This window comes from Lysinibacillus sp. FW301-JW8 (assembly GCF_058788755.1).
In genome coordinates this window covers 1-2,850 of sequence record NZ_JBYTBB010000134.1, presented here as the reverse complement: position 1 = coordinate 2,850, position 2,850 = coordinate 1, and the positions used below count along the sequence as shown (strand labels likewise).

Here is a 2,850-nt window from a genome sequence, read left to right as displayed (position 1 = left end):
GAGCGTCAGCGCAGGAAGCGGCTCGTCGCTCGCCCACTGGAAAGCGAGTAGCCTGGAACGGAAATCACCTTCATTTTAACTAAATATTCACAAAAAGTCCCTTGACTATTTAATTTTTCAACACTATGAAAAATCAGCGCACATATTTGTACGCTGATTTTTGTTTATTTTGCTTTTAATAGTAATGTTGTTCCCTTAATATCTTCTTTTCTCACAAATGTTTGATGATAATCTCCATTTGCCCAATCCATTACTTGATCTTGATACCAATCGGATTTCACATGCCCACTTTGACCTGGGCCAACGATATGATAGGCTGAGCTTAAATCTCCCGCATCTACAACAAAACGCCATGATGCACCATGATCTACATTTCCTGCCGCATCATTATCGGCAGCTTGAACAGTAACCTTGGAGCCGCCAATAGGAACCTTTTTAGCATTAAAATATGCTGCAAGAATCGGTGAAGCACTGCCTAAAGTATGATCAAAAGTAAGCTGATGGAAGTCACCCCATTGCCACTTCGATACATTTTGACCGAATTGATCTTCCAATTGCGCTACGGTAAGTTCGAATGCCTTATAAATTGTTGTATCTACACCACCTTGCTCTTCCATCCAAATGCTCTTATCTCCTGCATATGCTGAACGTAAAAGCTGATCAGTAATATTAAACTTCCCAGACATTAATTTATACATATCTTCAGGCATCTGATCTTTAAATAATACCTCCTGAAGCTTTACCATCAATGTATGGAAGACTAGTGGAGCACCTGATTCTTTAGCATCTATCATATCCCATTCTTCTAACAATTTAATAATATCTGCGTACTTTCCATCGTGATCTTTTGATTTAATTGATGTTAATAAATTTGGTAAAAACTCGCGTGCATATAGATTCTGCTGATCCATTTGTAGCTGCATCATATCTTCCACTGTTATGGAATCATTTGCTGCTAACACTTCCTTAATTCGCTCAAAACGATAAGGCTGTGCCCAAAAGTCTGTTATATGGTAAGGATATTCTTCTCCAATGACTTCATTATTTGCTGTCGCGATAAAGCCTTCTTTTGGATTGACTACAGTCGGTAGCTCATCCCATGGGATAAAGCCCTCCCAGCCATAGTCACTGGAATCACCCGGAACTGGCAGCTGTCCATCACCCTGCTTACGAATTGGTATTTGACCATTGGCTTTATAAGCAATCGTACCATCCTTTGAAGCGAATACGAAATTTTGAGCGGGTGCTTTGAAATCCTCTAACGCTTTTTCAAATTCATTCCACGATTTCGCCTTATTAAAGCCTAATATCGCACTTAGCTCTGCAGTTGGCTGAAGTGCTGTCCATTGCATGGCAAATTGTGCTGTAGGCTCCGTATCCTTAAATGCTAAATTGGTCATAATCGGACCATGTCTTGTAACAACGACCTCAAAATCTACCGTATCTCCATCCTTCACCTTGATTGATTCATCACGTACCTCAGCTTGCTCCCATTTGCCATCATAGCGAAATTGAGTTGGATTATCTGGATTTGGTATTTCAATATATAAATCCTGTACATCAGGTCCAACGTTAGTAACTCCCCATGCAATATCATCGTTGTGTCCTAGAATAATGCCTGGAATTCCTGCAAAAATTACGCCGCTAACATTTTGCTCAGCTGATTGTAGGTGCATTTGATACCAAATAGACGGTGTGCTTAAGCCTAAATGTGGATCATCTGCTAAAATGGGTGTGCCTGATGCTGTTTTCTCGCCTGATACTACCCAGTTATTACTGCCATTAAATTCGTTTGGCAATAAATCCACTTGGAATTGTCCTGCGACTGCGACTGGGTTTTCCTTATTGGCTTCAATTATAGATGACGCATTTTCAGGATATTTAATAAATAATTCTTTCGCTTTGTCTTCACCAAAGTTTTGTAAAGCCCAATGACGGAAGGCAAGTGCGTTCCAATTACCGCCTAAATCATAGGCCATATATTTTCCTATTGTTATAGAGTCTTCAACAGACCAATCCTCTGGTTCATAGCCTAATAATGCAAATTCATAGCTCAAGGTATTTTTTTCCTTTGCCTCTGCAATAAAAGCATTTACACCCTCTGCAAACCATTCAAGCACCTGCTTGCTCTCAGCATCATAGGCAGATAATGATTTTTCAGCCGCATCTCGTAAACTAAACGTTCGAAAATGCTTATCTGAATTAATGGTTGCCTCTCCAATTATTTCAGACAAGCGACCACTTGCCTGTCTACGAGCTAAATCCATTTGAAACAGCCGATCCTGCGCCTGTACATAGCCTTGTGCGCGATACAAATCTGCATCTGTCTGAGCAAAAATATGAGGAACCCCTTTGTCATCCCTTGTGACGCTTACATCCTGCTCCAACACATTTACAGCAAGCTCCCCATCGATTACTGGCTTCGATTTATTCATAAACCATGTAAAGCTGATAAATAACGCAATCGCAACTACTGCTAAAAAACCAACAATAGCAAGCAGCCACTTTTTCCATGTAAACTTTCTCATATGCCAACCCCCTTCTTTGCAATATATTCTGGTTTTTGCTTACCAAATCCTCTTAAATGTAAAATAATTAGCGAAATTTAGCGATTTATAGAACATGAACAGTATAAATAATATGAATCATCCATACTACTGAGGAATGTTAAAAAAAATTCGTATTTTCCCTAATGGAAAATACGATTTTTCATAGTGTCGAAAAACTAAATGGTCAAGGAACTCTTTGTGAATACTACTAATTCAAATGAAGATGATTTCCGTTCCAGGCTACTCGCTTTCCTGTGGGCGAGCGACGAGCCGCTTCCTGCGCTGACGCTCCGTGCAGGGT

1 protein-coding gene is annotated in these 2,850 nt (G+C 40.0%); it reads right to left on the bottom strand.

What is annotated here, in order from left to right:
- Positions 1–164 precede the first annotated feature (164 nt).
- On the bottom strand, positions 165–2,528 hold the full coding sequence (locus AC3WOM_RS26540) for a penicillin acylase family protein (RefSeq protein WP_492449155.1): 2,364 nt from the start codon (positions 2,526–2,528) through the stop codon (positions 165–167).
- Positions 2,529–2,850: the final 322 nt, after the last annotated feature.